At 65.1% G+C, this 951-nt stretch carries 2 protein-coding genes; both read left to right on the top strand.

Annotated features, from left to right (window positions below):
- Positions 1 to 45 precede the first annotated feature (45 nt).
- Positions 46 to 294 carry a helix-turn-helix domain-containing protein gene (locus NA4_RS44005; RefSeq protein ID WP_169811229.1) on the top strand — a complete coding sequence of 83 codons (249 nt, stop codon included), beginning with the start codon at positions 46 to 48 and terminating at the stop codon, positions 292 to 294.
- Positions 224 to 784: an IclR family transcriptional regulator gene (locus NA4_RS38370; RefSeq protein WP_444980053.1), complete on the top strand. Its 561-nt coding sequence runs from the start codon at positions 224 to 226 to the stop codon at positions 782 to 784. Before NA4_RS44005 ends, NA4_RS38370 begins: the two co-directional genes overlap by 71 nt.
- Positions 785 to 951 lie beyond the last annotated feature (167 nt).

Below are 951 nucleotides of genomic sequence, written 5' to 3'. Positions count from 1 at the left end.
GTGCCGGGAAAAGAGTGCCGGGAAAAGCATGAATGGCCGAGGCTAATGCAACTGCTGCGCGACTACGGCAGCCTGCGTGTGATGGATGCCGCCGCGCACCTGGATATTTCCCGGTCCAGCGCGCACCGGCTACTGCAGACGCTGGCATATCGGGGGGTTCGCCGTGCAGGACGACACCCACGTCTATCTGCCAGGGCCCTCGCTCGATGCCGCTCCGGCGCGCATGGCGTGGACCAAGGCGTTCCGTGCGTTGTGCCAGCCACATCTGGAGGTGCTGTCGCGTCGCAGCGGTGAATCGGCGAACCTCATGATCCGGGTGCGCAACAGTGTCCGCTTCCTCGGCACGGTGCGCGCGCAGTCGGTGTACGCGACCAACGACCGGGACGGCGTGGTCATGCCCGCACACCGAACGTCCGGCGGCAAGGCGCTGCTTGCGACGCTACCCGGCGAAGAGCTCGCGCGGCTGTACCGACGATCCAGGTCCGGCGGCGCTGCTCTCCTCGACGAGGACGAATTCGACTCGCTGACAAACAAACTCGCAGCCGTAACCCGGAGAGGGTTTGCAATCAACTTCGAGGAGACCGAGCGCGGTGTAGCCGCGGTGGGCGTGACGATCGAAACGCCCGGCAACCGCGCGATAGCCGCGGTTGCGCTGTCCTGCCGCGCCGATCGCTTTGCGGGTCTGGTCGACAAGACCCTGGTGCCGCTGCTGCTCGACGCCAAGGGCCAGATCGAGAAGGATCTGTCGATCATCGACCTGGAAACCAGCAGCGCTGACGGGTAGGCCGGTCACGGTAAGGCAGGGCGTGATCGCGCGAACGAACGACGTGAGCGGGTCCGGATCGGTCAGGTAGCGGCATCGATCACGGCGTACAGTTCGGCACCGGACAGCACTTTCTCACCTGATGTTTGGGACTGCTGTGCCCACACGTCGATCAGTTGGTGGCTGTT

The sequence above is a fragment of the Nocardia amamiensis NBRC 102102 genome (genome assembly GCF_001612745.1).
GTDB classification, from domain to species: Bacteria; Actinomycetota; Actinomycetes; order Mycobacteriales; family Mycobacteriaceae; genus Nocardia; species Nocardia amamiensis.
Note: the sequence above shows the minus strand (reverse complement) of the source record. Positions and strands in the feature narration are given on the sequence as shown.